Raw genomic sequence first — 16,210 nt, forward strand, 5'->3', positions numbered from 1 at the left:
TCTCCGATGGTGAGGCCTTGTGTCCTATGGCATCTGAGGCGGTCGCCGTATCGGCCAGCCGGGTTGCTGAATATCGGTCGAACTGCGAAAGGCTCGGTTCGGCGGGCAAGCCGGGTGTCACGTGACAGACGCGCTGGCACACACGCCCGCTTCCGATGGTCTGGCTGAAGAGTTTCTGCTCGAGCTTGAGAGGCGGACCCTCGACGATCCAGGGGTGACGCGTGACGCTTACGGTGATGGAGAGGCGGCAGGTCACGCCCTTCTCGCCGAATTCGCCGCCAGGCTGGAACTGCCGGTGACTGTCGATCATGGCGGCAACATGTATGCCAAACTTCAAGGCACATCGTCGGAAAAGGCGGCGTGGGTGATCGGTTCACATCTCGATTCGGTGCCGCATGGGGGCAATTTCGACGGCGCCGCCGGTATCGCTGCCGGCCTGGCGGCCATCGCCAATATAAAGCGACGCTTCGACCGGCCGGAGCGCTCTGTCGTGCTGATGGCCATCCGCGCCGAGGAAAGCACCTGGTTCCCGGCCTCCTACATCGGCAGCCGCGCCGCCTTTGGCCTGATTGGCGCCGACGAGCTGGAGTTGCCGCGCAAGGACACCGGGCGGACACTCGCGACCCATATGCTCGGCGCTGGCCTTTCGCCGGCAAAACTCATGCAGGACTGCCCTTTCCTGTCGCCTTCGGCAATAAGGGGTTTCATCGAGGTTCATATAGAGCAGGGGCCGACGTTGATACTCGAAGACACGCCGATCGCTGTGGTCACGGCGATCGCCGGCAGCTTTCGGCACCGGGAAGCGGTGATACGGGGAGCTTATGGGCATTCTGGCGCAGTCGCTCGGCGTCACCGCCATGATGCCGTATTTGCTTTCGCGGATCTCGTTTCGGCCATCGATCTGGTTTGGGCAGAGCTTGATGCAAGCGCCGAAGCGGCGACAATAACGTTCGGGGAAGTGGGTACCGATCCGCAACTGCATGCCTTCAGCAAGATACCGGGCGAGTTGCGTTTCAGTCTGGACGTCCGAAGCGGTTGCGCCAGGACACTCGATCACATATCGCAGGCGCTCGGGCGGATCTGCCGCGAAATCGAAGGCAGGCGCGGCGTCCGTTTCGACCTCGGGCCGCTAACGGGCAGTACGCCGGCAGTCCTCAGTACGGAACTGCAAGAGGCGTTGCACGCCTATGCCCGACGTCGCGGCATCGCCTGCCTTTCGCTACCGAGTGGCGCGGGCCACGATGCCGCTGTTTTTGCTCAGCAGGGTGTGCCGACGGCGATGGTATTCGTGCGCAACGACAACGGCAGCCACAATCCCGACGAAGCGATGCGGTTCGACGACCTTGATTGCGCGATCGCCGTGCTCACCGATCTCGTTTCGGAGCGACAGGCTTCCGATTAGTCCTGACGACGCCTCAATGCCTGGTCGGTAAAGAGCAGTGTGGCGCTAAGTACGATCAAGAGCAGCGCCACCGCCGCGATCGAAGGGTCCAGGTCCTCATTAATGCCGTCCCATATCTGGCGTGGCAGGGTCACGACCCTGCGGCTGGCAATGAACAGCACGACAACAAGTTCGTCCCATGAATTGAGAAAGGCGAACAAGGCTCCGGAAAAAATGCCGGGCGCAATGTTGGGCAAAATGATCAGACGTAGTCGGGCTATCGGGTAGGCGCCGAGACCTGCCGCGGCATCTTCAAGCTTGGCATCGAAATTGGACAGCGCCGCCGAAACGGTGATGACCACGTAGGGGATACCCATCACGCCGTGCGCCAGGATGACGCCGACATAGGTGTCCAGGAGATTGAGATCGATCCATAGCTTATAGATTCCGAGCGCGTAGACGATGGAAGGAATAACGGCGGGCAGGATCATCACCGAGCGAATGCTCGACGAAAGACTTCCGCCAGCTCGCCGGCATCCCAACGCGCACAGCGTGCCCGCGACAGTCGCGAGCAGCGTGGCGCTGATTGCGATGCCGGTACTTTGCAGCAGCGAGGAGATCCAGCCGGGCTTCAGCCACAAGGCTTCGTAGTGGGCAAGAGACAGGCCTTGCGAGGGCATCGACAGATAGTTCCTGTCGGTGAAGGAAATGGGCAGCACGAAGACGAGCGGCCCAAGCAGGAAAACGGCCACCGTGATGGCCAGCGCAAGCACCGGCCAGGAGGGTCTGGTTGTATATACTGTCATGATCGCTCGACCCTTGAATGCGAGGGATCGAAGAAGCGGGCGAGAATCGCCAGCAGCACGATCGTTACAACGACCAGAACCGTGGCCAGCATGGCGCCGACACCCCAGCGAGGCAGGACGAGAATCTGCGTCGTTATGTACTGCGCTATCATCGTGGTTCGTCCGCCGCCCAGTATGGCGGGAGTGATGTAGAAGCCGAACGTAAGGATGAGGACAAGGATGGCCGCAGCCGCTATGCCCGGCGCGGAAAGCGGTAGGAACACCTCGCGGAACGCCCTGCCCTTGGAGGCGCCCATGCCACGGGCCGCGTCCACCAGCCGCAAATCGATCGCTGCCATCGTCGCGAGCAGCGGCAGAACGGCATAGGGGATCATGTAGTGGGTCATGCCGACGATGACGCCAAATTCATTCCATATCAGCGGCAGGGGCTCATGGATGACCCCTAGCCATTGCAGGAACTGGTTCACAATGCCGCGTCGCTGCAGCAAGGTGACCCAAACAAAGGAACGCACGAGCGCCGATACCCACAGCGGCAGCAGGACGGCATAGAGCATCAGCGCGCGCATGCGCGCGGAGGCGGTCGTAATGACATAGGCCACGGCATAGCCCAGCGGCACGGCGATGGCCGTCGTAATAAGGCAGATGCGCGTCGTGGCGGCCAGCACCGTGTGAATGCCGCTGGACGTCCACAGCAGTTCATAATTGGCGAAACCCGGTTCAGGGTCGAGGAAACTCAGCGCCAGGACGCGAACGACGGGGACGATGTAGAAAGCGCCGATCAACAGGAGTGCCGGCGCTGCCAGAAGCAGGGCCGTTTGCGTGTTTCTTGAGCGGAATGCGAACATCATGGCTACTCGACAAGCACGGTTGACGCCGCCGCCGGCCACCACACGGAGACGGTTTGCCCCGGCTCCGGTACCGCGTTGGCGGAGCCGGGGCCGGCTGGCCAAGAGGCGGTGGTGACGAGCACTGGGTCGATGCCGTCGACATGCACGTCGATCTCCGTGCTCGATCCAAGATAGATGCGGGACTTCACGGTTCCCTTGATCTGGTTGCCGCCTTGATGTTCGCCGCCGATGACGATGCGTTCGGGGCGCACGGCAAGCGTAACGCTGGCACCTGCCGGGATGTTCGCCGGCGCGTTCGCCACAAGCCTCCATGCGCCTGCCCGCACAGCGATCTCACCGCCGCGTTGCTCTTCCACGACACCTTCCATGAAATTGCTGCGGCCGAGAAATCCGGCGATGAACCGGGTTGCGGGGTGTTCGTACAGTTCGTTCGGTGTGCCGATCTGTGCCAGGCGACCGGCCGTCATTACCCCCACGCGGTCGGAAAGCGACATCGCCTCGTCCTGATCGTGCGTGATGAAAATGAAGGTCAGGCCGAGATCACGGTTCAAGTCGCGCAACTCGCGCTGAACGTCCGCTCGCAATTGCCTGTCGAGGGCGCTCAGCGGCTCGTCCAGCAACAGCAGGTGGGGCTCGAAGGCTATCGCCCGAGCCAAGGCAACGCGCTGTTGCTGGCCGCCGGACAGCTGGCGCGGCAGGCGTTTGCCGAACCCCTCCAGTCTGACCCGCTCGAGCAGAGAAGCGACACGCTCGTCGATCTCCGCTTTAGGCTTGCCTCGCATCCGAAGCCCGAAACCAATGTTCTCGGCAACGTTCATATGCGGAAACAGCGCATAGCCTTGATAGACCATGCCGAAGGCTCTTTTCTCGGGACTCCAATTGGTGATGTCCTGGCCGTTCAGGAGAATGCTGCCGCCATCTGGCCGCGAGAAGCCTGCGATCATGCTGAGCACCGTAGACTTGCCGGAGCCGGACGGCCCCAGCAGAGTCAGGAACTCGCCGCGACGGATGTCGATGCTGAAATCCTCCACGGCGATCACGGCACCGAAGCGCTTGGTAGCGTTTCGGACCGACAGGGCAGCTATTTCACTCATCTGATTTCCATCGTTCGACCGTGCCTCATGCTATCGCATACACTACTTCGCATCGTTGTAGACAAATGGCGTTCAATTGGCATACCATAAATGCACAAACCTTTTCCATGCCAGATTTTTGGAATGTCGTTGTCTGGCAGGAGTGTCTTAGCAGGGTCGCCGGAGAAAATATGGCAAAGGAATTTTCGACCAAAGTGAACGGGCGTGCCGTCACGTTGCGGTTCGAGCGCGATGAGCATGAAGGCCGAATCGCGCGCGCCCGGGCCGCGATGCGGGCGAAGGGACTTTCGGCCCTTCTCGTCTTCGCGCAGGAAAGTCACTTCTACCTCACGGGCTATGACACTTCCGGTTATGTATTCTTCCAGTGTGGTGTACTGACGGCGGAAGACGGTCCGAAAATTCTGCTGACGCGGCGGCCCGATCAATCCCAGGCGGAGGACACCTCCCTCTACGACGACATTCGTATCTGGTTGAACGCGGAGAACGTCAATCCTGCGGACGAACTGCGCAAGATACTGGAGGAATTGGGCCTCAAGGGCGAGCGTGTCGGGATAGAACTCGCCACCTATGGCCTCACAGGCTACAATTATGAGCGTGTCCGGGTGGCGATGGATGGCTTCTGCACGCTGGTAGACGCTTCGGAGATCGTGCGCGAGCTGCGCGTGCGTAAGTCGCCGGCAGAGCTGGAATATGTGCGGCGGGCCGGCCAGCTTGCCGACGATGCCGTCTGGGCAATGGTTGAGGCGGCGCGCCCGGGCATTTCCGACAGTCTGGTCACGTCTGCCTGTATACATGCGATGCTGGCAGGAGGCGGGGACATGCCATCGGGTGACCCCATGGTGAACTCCGGTCCGCGGGCCGTTTACGGGCGTGGTCTGGGCGTGCCGCGCATGCTGGAAGCGCAGGATCAGATCATGCTTGAACACGCGGCGTCCTTCTGCCGCTACACGGTGGTGACCGAACGCACTGTGGTACTGGGCAAAGTCCCCGATCGCCAGCGCACGATGTTCAAGGTGGCCACCGACACACTCTATGAAATTATAGATTATGCGCGCCCCGGCCACCTGATCGGTGAGTTGGACGACATCCATCGCCGCAACCTCGATGCAGCTGGCTACGAAAAGTACCGATTCTCGGCCTGCGGCTATTCATTGGGTACGACCTTTCGGCCGACCTGGATGGATCCGCCGCCGATGCTCTATTCCGGCAACAGGACGCCGATCGAAACCGGCATGGTGCTGTTTTGCCACGTGGTCATTGGCGACCGCGACCATGGCCTGACGGCAGCCACCGGACTTACTTTTCATGTCGGGGAGAAAGGAACCGAGATCCTGAGCGAGATACCGATGGAACTCCACGTGAAGTGAACTTGGAAAAGCACAACAACAAAAAGGGGAAAACGCTATGACTTGGAATCCATTCCAGCGCGAGACGCAGGACCTGATAAGTGAAGGCATCGCATCCGGCAGATTTAGCCGGCGCGATGTGCTGGGCGGACTGGGGGTGGCCTCCGTCGCCCTGATGGCGGGCAAGGGACTGGCGCACGCCGAGGCCAAGGAGATCGTTCTCGCAAATTATGGCGGCGACGCGGCTACCTCGATGAAGGAAAGCTTTGGCGACCCCTTTACAAAGGACACTGGCATTCCCGTCGTCATCGACGGTTCCGGTCCTTCGCTCGGCAAGATCCGGGCCATGGTGGAAAGCGGCCACGTGACCTGGGATATCTGCGACTCGTCGCCAGGCGATTCGTACATACTGGGCCGAGCCGGACAGTTGGAAGAGATCGACTACAGTATCGTCGACAAGAACAAGATGCTGCCGGGTTTCGATATGCCTTTTTGCGCAGGCATCTCCGCCTATAGTTTCGTCTTGGCATTCGACCGCAAGGCTGTCGGCGAGACGCCGCCGGCCAACTGGGCTGATTTTTGGGACGTCAAGAAATATCCAGGCAAGCGCGGTCTCTGGCACGATATGACCGGGGTGCTTGAAGCGGCTCTGATGGCCGATGGGGTGACGCGCGACAAGCTCTATCCACTTGACGTCGACCGGGCGTTCAAGAAGATCGAGGAGATCAAGGAGCACACCATATTCTGGTCCTCGGGATCCAATAGCCAGCAATTGCTGCGCGACGGCGAGGTCGTCATGGCGCAGGTCTGGAGCACTCGCGCCCGCATCCTGTCCGACGAAACGCAGGATCGCTTGTCGTGGACCTGGAACGATGGCCTGCTGCTGGCCGGCGTATTTTCGGTGCCAAAGAACAACCCTGCAGGCAAGGAGGCGATGCGCTTCATCAACTCGGTGCTCATACCGGAACGCCAGATCGCCTTCCTGCGGACCTTGGGCAGCGGCCCGTCCAATCCGGCTGCTGCCAAGATCGTTCCTGCGGATCTTCAGCGCATCAACCCGACTTCCGAGACCGCCCTCGCGGTTCAGGGGATATGCAACGACGCCTGGTATGCCGACAATTACGAGAAGACATTTGAGCGCTATCTCGAGCTCATTTCATCGTAAACAGAAAAGGGCGGCGTCCATGATGGACGCCGCCCTTTTTCCCATGGTTGCGCCGTATCAGGTTCCGTTAGGGCGTCCATAGTTGCTGATCCAGCTTGCGATGCTGGCACGAACGTTCCCGAGATGCGTGGAAAGCGCCTTGCGCGCCGCCTCGGCGTCGTTTGCAATAAGGGCCTCGATGATTGCAAGGTGTTCGTCAACGACGGGCCCCGTGCGCTCGGGAATGCGGCCGACATTGAACATCGCGGTTTTCTTGCGCAACTGAGCCACGATGCCGGCGAGCGTTCGATTACCCGAATGGTCGAGGATGGTGCCGTGCAGATCGCTGTCAAACTCCGTTGCGGCGACCTTGGACGCGCCCTTCATGGTTTTCGCCCGCGCCTTGAGACGCTGCAATTCTTCAGCCGGGATGTTGCCACAGGCCAGGCCGACCGCGTCTGTTTCAAGCAACATGCGCACATGCAGGATTTCGAGGAAATCTTGCAGGGTTATCGTACGCACGATCGAAACACGTTGCTCGCGCGAGACCAGCCCTTCGTTCTCTAGCCGGCTCAGCGCCTCGCGCACGGGTGTCCGCGACAACGAAAGCTCATCCCCCAGCGGCCTCTCCTGAAGGCGGGCACCTGGCTTGAGCCTGCCATCCAGTATCCGGTTGAGTATCGCCTCGTAGGCCGTCTCCGTCAGCGATTGATCGCGCGTCATTGGTCAATACTCCCCCTGCCTGCATATCCCGCGAGGCCGCCCATTTTGCATCCTGACCTGCCCCGACATTGCGCAAGCAACTCGGGCCGGTTGTTGTAAGCAGCCGGCATGCCGGGTGTGGTAACCCATCGGGAATGATCGAGTCTCATGGAATTCATTTGGTGTACCAAAGGTTTTGTCAAGACAAGCGTATATGCGGCGGGCACGGCACTTGTCACCTTCCGCCTGTAACCGGGACATTGGCGCCTGTCACGTAGCTCGCGGCATCGCCGAGCAGGAACATGACCACCTTGGCAATCTCGTCCGGCTCTGCAGCGCGCCCCAGCGGCACTTGTCCGACCCAGGACTGATATTCCTCCCCGGTCATGAAAGCGCGACCCATCGGATTGTCGACGAGGCACGGCATCACGCCGTTGATGCGAATGCCGCGCTGGCCAAGTTCGATGGATAAATGACGAACAAGGCCGTTCAAGCCCCATTTGCTGACCGTGTAGTGGGGCCCCCCGCCTGGGCTGCGGTCTAGGGCTGCCGTCGACGAGACGACGACGATGCTGCCGCCCGCCACCATCTGCACGCTAGCGGCATGGATGATGGTGTAGATGCTGTTGAGATTGACGTCCATCAGCCTGCGCCAAGTTCCGGGCGTGACGGTTGCGAGCGCACCCTGCTCAAGCAGGCCATGGGTGAGCACGACGCAGTCCAGCGGCCCCATCGCCTCGACTGACGCCGCCAGCGCGGCGTCGTCGCAGAAGTCTACCTGCGTCCCGTCTTGGCCGGGCAGGTGGGTCAATGCCAGAATCTCTGCTCCCGCCCCCAGCAAGCGGCTCCGCGAAGCCTCGCCGATGCTGCCGCCTACGCCAGTCAGCAGCACACGCGCCTTTGCCGTGCCTGGACGGGCGGGGATGGTAAGCTGGATCATGCCTCAGCTCCTTCGTTTCCAACGAGATGACGCCCCAAGACCACGTCGCCGCCCTTGATAACCAGCCTGAGATGGCGTTCCGGCGTTGCGAGGGCCTCGATGTCGGCCAGCGGATTCTGATCGAGCGCGATCAGGTCGGCCACCGCCCCATCATCCAGGACGCCACGCCGCGCCGGTCCGGGCAACAGCCTGGCGCTTACGACGGTTGCCGAAGCGATCACCTCGCTTGCTGTCATAACACTCGCCTTGAGCCGGAACTCAGCGCTTTGATCGACATGGGCGCTGCCCTCAAGATCGCTGCCATGCGCGATCTGGACCCCGGCGGCCTGCGCCAGCCGGATGCTTGCGCAGGACTCGTCAAATATCCGTTGTGCGGTCTCGCCTAACGCGCCGCCGGATCGCGCCAGCCGGTCGAACACGACGAGCGTTGGAACCAGCACCGCGCCGCGTTCTGCCATGAGCACCGCCGTTGCCTTGTCCAGGCCGCTGCCATGCTCGATCGACCGGATGCCCGCTTCCACACAGGCTCTGATGGCCGCCGCGCCGTAGGCATGGGCCATGACGTAGGTGCCTGCCTCAGTGGCCGCGTTGACGATCGCACGCAGTTCGTCCACATCGTATTGTCGCTTCTCGGGACCGCCGGGCGAGGCGATGCCGCCCGAAGCCATAACTTTGATTTGCGTTGCGCCCGCCGCGATCTCCTCGCCGACCGCCAAACGCAACGCCGCCGGCCCACTGGCGAGGCGTGTGATGCTGCGGCGGCCCGCACAGCAGGGGCATCCAAGATCGCTTTCGCCATCGGAGCGGAAATCACCCTGGCCGCCGGGCTGCGCAAGGCCTCTTCCGGAGGGGAACAGGCGCGGCCCTCGGAAAAGCCCGGTTTCGATCGCTGTCACCAGGCTGGCGTCGGCCCCGCCGGCATCGCGCACGCTGGTGAAACCGCGTGACAGCATTCTGTCGAGCACGCGGGCGGATTTGGCCGCAACAAGATAAGGAGGCTGCCGATGCAGTTGGCGCAAGTCGTCTTCCACGCCGATTACGTGCACATGCGCGTCGATCAGGCCCGGCAGCAGCCATAGCCCTTCTGCGCAGATTGTGCGCTCGCCCGGCTTTGCGTCCAGACGGTCAGCCACCGCCATAAAAATACCATCGCCGAAGCGGATGTCGCGCTTGCGAAAGCGCCTCGCGTCAATGTCGAGAACGTGCCCATCGGTGATCAGCAAGTATGGGTTTCCTTCCGTAAGGAACGTGAAATCATCGGTGTAGACTAGCGGTAACCGCCCGCCACCGGAATGTTCGTTCCCGTGACGTAGCGCGACCGCGGTTCGATCAGGAATTGGACGACTTCGGCGATCTCGTCGGCGTCTGCGGCACGGCCGAGCGGTATTGCCTTGAGCGATTCCTGATAGGCTTCGGTGGAAAGCAAAGCTCGCGCCATCGGACCCTCGACCGTGCCCGGACATACGGAGTTGATGCGCACGCCGCGTGGCCCGAGATCGAAGGCGAGGTGCCGCACAAGCCCATTCAACGCCCATTTGCTGGCGGTGTAGTGGGGGCCGCCAACCGGGCTGTGGTCGAATCCGGCTGTGGACGAGATGGCCACTATGGAGGCGCCGGCAGCTAGCCGCGGCAGTGCATGGTGGATGATCGTGTAGATGCTGTCGACGTTGACGGCCAGCATCCGGCGCCATTCGGCCGGCGTTACAACATCAATCGTGCCCGGCAAGAGCAGGCCGTGGGCGAACACCAGCCCATGCATCGGTCCATCGGCGGCAGCAACGGCGACGGCGGCTTGCAATGAGCCTTCATCCGTGAAGTCCGCGACATAGCCGCCCAGGCCCGGCTGGTGGCCTATCGTCGCCACTTCGGCTCCCTGGTTCTCCAGCCTCAGCTTGATCGCCGAACCGATCGTTCCGTCGGGCCCAGTTAATATGACGCGCTGTCCCGTGAACATCGCCCTTATTCCTCCCCTCATCCTCGCCGCGCATCGAATTGCCCCTGGCGGCCCTTTCCACAAGCGATTTCGAATCGCGCTCCGAAGTCGCAAAATTCGATCTTGCCAAATGGCATGCTAGTGGTATACCAAATGACTTTCAAGAGAGTGCGTTTGGTCTTTCTCCTGCCCGAAGCGAGCTTACTGATGCCGCAACACCCTGCACTGTCATTCGCCGCGCTCGCCGGAATCGGTGCATGAACCGCGCTGCAGCCTGCCTGGCCTATCTTGACAACGGTGTAACCGTCGATGCCGTCAGCGGCTTGCCGGAGTTCTTTGCAAACGAAGGCGTCGAGGTGACGACGTATCGATCCTTCGATGGAGCGTTCCCCACCGATCCGGCTGCCTATGATGGCATCCTCCTGTCTGGAAGCGGGTTGAGCGCCTACAACGATATTCCGTTCATCCACCGCGAGCACGGGTTCATCCAGGAGGCTGCCGAAGCCGGAACGGCGATGCTCGGCCTCTGTTTCGGCAGCCAGATACTGGCCTCCGCCCTGTGCGGCGGGGATCAGGTGTTCCGACGCGCTTCATGCGAAGTCGGCCATGCGATGTTGTCGATGCTGGAGCCGGCCGCCACCGACGCGCTGGCCGGCGGCTGCGAAAGCCGGGAGCGCATGTTTGTCTGGCACAACGACGAGGTGCGCGCCGATCATGGCGACATGGTCGTTCTAGCCGCCACAGCTAAGTGCCCGAACCACATCTGGCGCTTCCGCGATCAGCACATCTGGGGCATCCAGGGGCATCCTGAATTAACCAGAGCCAATGCTCGGGAATGGATCGGCAAGTCGGCAAACGCCCTGCGCAAGGATGGAGCAGACCCCGAGCAACTCATCCGCGAAACCGAAGACAGCATGGCCGGCCTCGGCATGCTTCGGAAGTTCGCGCACATCTGCAAAAAAGCAGCAAACAGCAAATAAGGGGAATGACGTCATGCGCATGAAATCGACGATCGTGGCATTGGGCCTGTCGATCCTTCTGGCCGGCGGCGGATTGGCCGCCTCGGCTAAGGAAATGGTGTTCGTCAGTTGGGGAGGCGCTTATCAGGACGCCATCCGCGAAGCCTGGCTGAAGCCCTTCACGGCTGCCACCGGCACGAAAGTTATCGAAGAGACGTCGCCGGAAACGGCCAAGATCCAGGCGATGATTTCGGCCGGAACGGTCTCCTGGGACATTGTTACGGATGGCGGCCTCGGCGTGGCGCGCGGCGCTCAGGCCGGTCTGTTCGAGGAAATCACGCCCGAGATGGTCGATCAGTCCGGCGTCTATCCTCAGATCGTCAACAAGTACGGTGTTCCGTCGGAGGTTTTTTCAACGGCCTTCGCGTTCTCGACCAAAGCCTTTCCGGACGGCAAGGCACAACCTGGAAGTTGGGCGGATTTCTGGAACGTCGAAAAGTTTCCCGGCGCGCGCGCGCTCTTTGGATCGCCACAGTCCGTGCTGGAAGCGGCACTAATGGCTGACGGCGTGGCGCAAGCCGACGTCTACAAGGTGCTCGATACCAAGGAAGGCCAGGATCGGGCCTTCAACAAGGTGCGTGAATTGAAGCCTCACGTCTCGCTGTGGTGGACCGGCGGAGCCCAGCCGGTTCAGGCCATCGGCAGCGGCGAAGTCGTTATGGCCAATGGCTGGAACGGACGTCTTCAGGCTGGCATCACCGAGGGCGTGCCGCTCAAGATCGTCTGGAACGGTGCGGTAGCCGAAGTTGGCTACTTCATGATGGTCAAGGGTGCGCCGCACAAGGAAGAGGCCACTGAACTGCTGCGTTGGATCGCCAAACCTGAGTCCCAGGCGCAATTCCACAAATACGTTTCCTACGGGCCAACCATGGCCGGGGCGTGGGACTTCATCCCCAAATCCGAATGGGGCCACCTGCCATCCTCACCCGAGATCATGAAGCAGTCGATCTTCCTCAATGTCGATTGGTGGTTGAAGAACGAGGGCGCGATGGTCGAGCGCTACAACGCGTTGATGCAAGAATAGCCGAAGCCGGAGGGGAGAAAAACATGTCCAGCCTGATGTGGTTTTCACGGGGGGAATACGCCTCCCGGCTGGGCCGGTTTCAAAGAGAACTGACAGGCCGCGGCCTCGATGGGCTTGTCTGCTATCAGCCGGAAACCGTCACCTGGACAACCGGCTTCTACACTAAGGCCTACACCAACTATCATATGGCTATCATCCCGGCGCAGGGCGCTCCCACCCTGCTTTGCCGTGATGTGTCACGCTACTATGCCGAGCAGACATTCGCCTTCGATGATGTACACTACTGGAGCGATGGACAGGACCAGGATGACCTGGCCCTGTCCTTGATCCGGAAGCGTTTCGGACCCGAGGCAAACCTCGGCATAGAGTTTTCTTCCTGGATGGTTCCGGTCCAGCGTTTCAGGCGTTTCAGCGAGGAACTGCCCCATACGCGATGGACGGACGTCAGCGACGTTGGGCCGGCGCTGCGCATCATCAAATCACCGGCTGAAATTGCCTATCAGCGTCGGGCGGCCCGCGCCGCCGAACTTGCCATGGCCGCCGTTGTGAAGGTTGCTGCCGCCGGGCGCAACGAGTTGTCTGTTGCTGCCGCCGCGACAGCGGCCTTGGTGGAAGCCGGCAGCGATACGCCAGGACCGGGCGTCTTTTCGTCCGGCGAGCGTGCCAGTCATCTGCATGGCGGTTACATTGACCGGGTTCTCCAGCACGGCGATACGATCCAGTACGAACCGACGCCGCATGTTCACCACTACAATGCGCGCTTCATGCGCACCATCAAGGTAGGCGCTGCCTCCGCCGCCGAGATCGATCTTGCCCGTCGGCTGATCGACATACAGGACGAGGCGCTTGCCACCGTCGCGCCGGGTGTTGCCGCCACGGTTCCCGACGCAATCTATCGCAACGGGATTCTCAGCACCGGCAAGGTGGAGCGCTACACCAACAAGACGTTCTATTCCCTCGGCATGATCATGAACCCCAGCTACGCCGAACCGTTGGAGGCAACGGCGTCATCGACATGGCGCTTTGCAGCCGGCATGGTCTTCCACAGCTACCTGCTGGTCGGCGATTTCGGCATGTCCGAAACGGTACTGGTGACCGAAACCGGGGCCGAGCGCCTGACCAATTATCCGCGTGAACTCATTGTTGCAGGGCGGGGTTGACTTGACTTTGCCGGTTCAAAGCCGGGGCAGTGCGCCGCCGCGCAGCCCCCGTTTCTTCCGGCCAGCAGGCGCGGATCTGGCCGCGGGCATGGTGGTGCTGCTGTTGGCGCTCGTCTTCGTGTGGCCGATTGTCCGGCTGATTGCGACAACGGTGTTCACGGACGGCGGCGGACTGTCAGCGTTCGCCAGGATCGCGGCCACGCCGATGTATCGCACCGCCTTCGTCAACACTTTCCTCATTTCCGGGCTGGTCACACTGATTGCGCTGGTGGCGGCCTACCCAATTGCCTATCTCATGGCGACGGTTCACCCAAGAACGGCAAAGCTGATTGGCTTCGTCGTGTTGCTCCCGTTCTGGACAAGCGCACTGGTGCGCACCACGGCGTGGATGGTGCTGCTGCAGCGAAACGGTATCGTCAATAGCCTGCTGACCGGCACTGGCCTGACAGATTCGCCCATACCGCTTCTCTACAACCTGTCCGGCGTGCTGATCGGCATGGTGCATGTGCTGCTGCCCTTCATGGTGCTGCCTATCTATGCGACGTTCCTGTCGGTGGACCAACGGCTCATCGCTGCCGCCGACGGTCTCGGAGCCGGGCGTCTTACCATACTGCGGCGCATCATCCTGCCGCTTACCGCGCCCGGCGCGGCGGCGGGCGCACTGATCGTGTTCATGGGCGCCATCGGAACTTTCATCACGCCGGTGCTGATGGGCGGCCCACGCCAGATGATGATCGCACAGGCCATCAGCTACAATATCCAAAAGCAACTCGATTGGCGCATGGCAGGCGCTCTTTCGCTCGTCCTGCTGGCTGTCACCCTGGCGCTTTTCCTGCTGTACCGCCGTCTCTTCGGGCTGGACCGACTTTTTGCCAACGAACCTGTTGGCGCCAACGAACCTGACGGTCCGATGGCGACCGCCCTTGGACCGGGTCGTTGGCTTGTCTGCCTTATCGCCCTGGTGGTCGGCATCTTCCTCATCGCGCCCATCGTAATGGTATTCCCACTCAGCATTTCCTCGTCGCCATTTCTCCAATTCCCACCCGCTCGGTGGACGTTAGAATGGTACGGGCGGCTGGGTGAAGATCCCAAATGGCTGCGTGCGGCAATTTCCAGCTTGCGGGTAGCGGCCGAAGCCATCGCCATGTCGGTAGTATTGGGTACCGCGGCTGCCATCGCTGCAGCGCGCGTCTCCGCTCGCCTGCGTGCCGGAATGGAAATACTCATCTTGCTGCCGATGATCGTACCCACCATCATCACGGCCATTGCACTATACAGCCAGTTTGCACCGCTCGGTGTGCTCGGGTCGCCCGAAAGCCTGGCTGTCGGCCACACGATGCTCGCTGCTCCTTTTGTCTTCATCACGGTCAGCGCCGCACTGAAGGGTTTTGACAACAGATTGGAGCTTGCCGCGCTTGGGCTCGGCGCATCCTGGGGCGCGATGTTCCGGCGCGTGATGCTGCCGGCTATCCTGCCGGGTATTATCGCGGGCACGGTATTTGCCTTTATCACATCGTTCGATGACGTGGTGCTTTCGATCTTCCTGACCAATTCAGCGAGCAGGACGTTGCCGCGTGTGATCTACGAAGGCGTCAAGGATGACACGGACCCCACCGTCATCGCGCTAGCCGTAATCCTCATCAGCATCTCCCTGGTGCTATTCCTGTCAAGCCTCGTTACCCGGAACAAGCAGCCATGAACGCCGTCAATCTTGAGCTCGCGATGTCCGGCAAGCGGGTGCACATCCACGCTTTGTCAAAGCATTATGGGGCGCACGCTGCCGTCGACGACGTATCTATCGATATTCCTGCCGGCACATTCTGCACGATACTGGGGGCCTCCGGCTCGGGAAAAACCACACTGCTGAAGATGGTCGCAGGCTATGAACGGCCGTCATCGGGCTCGATAGACATCGATGGCCGTGACGTCGCCTCCATGCAGGTTGCCAAACGCAATATTGGGATGGTCTTCCAGAATTACGCCTTGTTCCCTCACATGAGCGTGGCCGCCAATCTGGCATTCCCTCTCGAGATGCGTGGCCTGCCGCGAAAGGCGATAGACGCCAAGGTTGCCGCCATGCTCAATCTGGTCGGGCTATCCGATCTCGGCGCGCGCCCGCCGCGTCAATTGTCCGGAGGGCAGCAGCAGCGGGTGGCGCTAGGCCGCGCGCTCATCTTCCAGCCCGACATCCTGCTGATGGACGAGCCGTTGGGTGCGCTGGACAAGAACATGCGCCAGGCTATGCAGCGCCAGATCAAGGCGATCCACGCCCGTGTGGGGGTCACCGTCCTCTACGTAACGCATGACCAGGACGAGGCCATGAGCATGGCTGATCTCGTCGTGGTGATGGATCAAGGCAGGGTGGTGCAGGTCGGATCGCCGCTCGACATCTACAATGCTCCGCAAACCGATTTCGTGGCGACGTTCCTAGGCGATTGCAATTTGATAGAGATTGACCGCGAGAAGGGAACGCCGATCTTGCGGCTTGCCGGCGGGATTGCGCTTCCGACTGATTCCGGCATGTTCGGCGAGGCGCACCTTGTGGGTATCCGGCCGGAGCGGCTGCTTGTCGGCGATGTTTTGGCCCACCGCGATATCATCCTATCGGGAACGGTGACGGAGACAAACTTCAACGGGGCCGACCACGATCTGGTCGTCAAGGTGGATGGGCAGCCACTGCGCGCCCGGCTGGCCAATCTGGGCAAGACGCCGCCTGCGGTCGGCAGCACGGTGCATCTCGGCTGCGACTATGCAGACCTCTTCGCGCTGGATGTCGCTGCTGTCCGAGCGCGCCAACCCAAGGAGTAACACTG

At 61.3% G+C, this 16,210-nt stretch carries 15 protein-coding genes; 8 read left to right on the forward strand and 7 right to left on the reverse strand.

Features of this window, described 5'->3' with window-relative positions:
* Positions 1–121 precede the first annotated feature (121 nt).
* Entirely contained in the window at positions 122–1,402 is a 1,281-nt protein-coding gene (locus GA829_RS33070) for a Zn-dependent hydrolase (protein WP_258052400.1), read from the forward strand.
* On the opposite strand, the gene GA829_RS33075 is transcribed toward GA829_RS33070, so the two are convergent.
* The 3 genes from GA829_RS33075 to GA829_RS33085 are packed head-to-tail and all read right to left on the reverse strand — an operon-like array spanning position 1,399 to position 4,075.
* A complete protein-coding gene (locus tag GA829_RS33075; protein WP_258052401.1) occupies positions 1,399–2,154 on the reverse strand; it encodes an ABC transporter permease in 756 nt (251 codons plus the stop codon). The two genes, GA829_RS33070 and GA829_RS33075, sit on opposite strands and share 4 nt — an antisense overlap.
* A gap of 29 nt (positions 2,155–2,183) precedes the next feature.
* A complete protein-coding gene (locus tag GA829_RS33080; protein WP_258052402.1) occupies positions 2,184–3,035 on the reverse strand; it encodes an ABC transporter permease in 852 nt (283 codons plus the stop codon).
* Between the two features lie 2 nt (positions 3,036–3,037).
* Entirely contained in the window at positions 3,038–4,075 is a 1,038-nt protein-coding gene (locus GA829_RS33085) for an ABC transporter ATP-binding protein (protein WP_258052403.1), read from the reverse strand.
* A 224-nt stretch (positions 4,076–4,299) separates the two neighbouring features.
* Here GA829_RS33085 and GA829_RS33090 point away from each other — a divergent pair, with 224 nt between their 5' ends.
* Positions 4,300–5,496: a M24 family metallopeptidase gene (locus tag GA829_RS33090; protein ID WP_195180034.1), complete on the forward strand. Its 1,197-nt coding sequence runs from the start codon at positions 4,300–4,302 to the stop codon at positions 5,494–5,496.
* A gap of 37 nt (positions 5,497–5,533) precedes the next feature.
* Positions 5,534–6,640: an ABC transporter substrate-binding protein gene (locus GA829_RS33095; RefSeq protein ID WP_195180035.1), complete on the forward strand. Its 1,107-nt coding sequence runs from the start codon at positions 5,534–5,536 to the stop codon at positions 6,638–6,640.
* Positions 6,641–6,697: 57 nt separating this feature from the next.
* Here GA829_RS33095 and GA829_RS33100 read toward each other — a convergent pair whose 3' ends face one another.
* The 4 genes from GA829_RS33100 to GA829_RS33115 all read right to left on the reverse strand — a co-directional run bounded on the left by GA829_RS33100 (position 6,698) and on the right by GA829_RS33115 (position 10,215).
* A complete protein-coding gene (locus GA829_RS33100; protein WP_195180036.1) occupies positions 6,698–7,342 on the reverse strand; it encodes a GntR family transcriptional regulator in 645 nt (214 codons plus the stop codon).
* A gap of 214 nt (positions 7,343–7,556) precedes the next feature.
* Positions 7,557–8,261, reverse strand: coding sequence for an SDR family NAD(P)-dependent oxidoreductase (locus GA829_RS33105; RefSeq protein WP_195180037.1), 705 nt, complete (start codon positions 8,259–8,261; stop codon positions 7,557–7,559).
* Positions 8,258–9,484 (reverse strand): metal-dependent hydrolase family protein, encoded by a 1,227-nt coding sequence (locus GA829_RS33110; protein WP_195180038.1) that lies wholly within the window; start codon positions 9,482–9,484, stop codon positions 8,258–8,260. The genes GA829_RS33105 and GA829_RS33110 overlap by 4 nt, the downstream gene beginning before the upstream one ends.
* 44 nt (positions 9,485–9,528) lie before the next feature.
* Positions 9,529–10,215, reverse strand: coding sequence for an SDR family NAD(P)-dependent oxidoreductase (locus GA829_RS33115; protein WP_195180039.1), 687 nt, complete (start codon positions 10,213–10,215; stop codon positions 9,529–9,531).
* A 236-nt stretch (positions 10,216–10,451) separates the two neighbouring features.
* Between GA829_RS33115 and GA829_RS33120 the strand changes: the two genes are divergently transcribed.
* Genes GA829_RS33120 through GA829_RS33140 form a run of 5 tightly spaced genes read left to right on the forward strand, consistent with a single transcriptional unit; the run spans position 10,452 to position 16,205 of the window.
* Positions 10,452–11,174, forward strand: coding sequence for a type 1 glutamine amidotransferase (locus GA829_RS33120; RefSeq protein ID WP_195180040.1), 723 nt, complete (start codon positions 10,452–10,454; stop codon positions 11,172–11,174).
* Positions 11,175–11,187: 13 nt separating this feature from the next.
* Positions 11,188–12,237, forward strand: coding sequence for an ABC transporter substrate-binding protein (locus GA829_RS33125; protein WP_195180041.1), 1,050 nt, complete (start codon positions 11,188–11,190; stop codon positions 12,235–12,237).
* Between the two features lie 23 nt (positions 12,238–12,260).
* Complete coding sequence (locus GA829_RS33130) at positions 12,261–13,397, forward strand: M24 family metallopeptidase (RefSeq protein ID WP_195180042.1); 1,137 nt, start codon at positions 12,261–12,263, stop codon at positions 13,395–13,397.
* A 1-nt stretch (position 13,398) separates the two neighbouring features.
* Positions 13,399–15,096 (forward strand): ABC transporter permease subunit, encoded by a 1,698-nt coding sequence (locus tag GA829_RS33135; RefSeq protein ID WP_258052404.1) that lies wholly within the window; start codon positions 13,399–13,401, stop codon positions 15,094–15,096.
* Positions 15,093–16,205 (forward strand): ABC transporter ATP-binding protein, encoded by a 1,113-nt coding sequence (locus tag GA829_RS33140; RefSeq protein WP_195180043.1) that lies wholly within the window; start codon positions 15,093–15,095, stop codon positions 16,203–16,205. Before GA829_RS33135 ends, GA829_RS33140 begins: the two co-directional genes overlap by 4 nt.
* The last annotated feature ends 5 nt before the right edge of the window (positions 16,206–16,210 follow it).

The sequence above is a fragment of the Mesorhizobium sp. INR15 genome (genome assembly GCF_015500075.1).
In the GTDB taxonomy this organism is placed as follows: Bacteria; Pseudomonadota; Alphaproteobacteria; order Rhizobiales; family Rhizobiaceae; genus Mesorhizobium.